This is a genomic window from Cognatundibacterium luofuense (genome assembly GCF_018139685.1).
GTDB lineage: Bacteria > Pseudomonadota > Gammaproteobacteria > Burkholderiales > Burkholderiaceae_D > Undibacterium > Undibacterium luofuense.
On the sequence record NZ_JAGSPN010000460.1, the window covers coordinates 1 to 316 of the forward strand.

Annotated in this window: 1 protein-coding gene; it reads right to left on the reverse strand. The window is 54.7% G+C overall.

Annotated features, from left to right (window positions below; genetic code table 11):
- Window positions 1-316: HisA/HisF-related TIM barrel protein (locus tag KDM89_RS21220; protein WP_268977917.1), on the reverse strand; the 316-nt coding region annotated here is incomplete at both ends.

Here is a 316-nt window from a genome sequence, read left to right on the forward strand (position 1 = left end):
TTCACGCCACCCATCATGCCATCGCGTCCGATATCGGTGTAAATAATGGCTTCGACGCCATAGCCTTCAAATTTCTGCGCCAGATCGATTACTTCGTGGCCGGATAATTTACTCCAGCCATCGGTCGCAACCTTTCCATCTTTGGCGTCGATCCCAACGATGATCTGGCCCGGGAAGGCGCTGCAAGCGTCAGCCAGGAAACCCGGATTCTTCACTGCCGCCGTGCCGATGATGATGTAGGACAGGCCATCATCCAGATAGCGTTCTATGGTGTCCAGGTCACGGATACCGCCGCCCAGCTGTACCGGAATTTCTT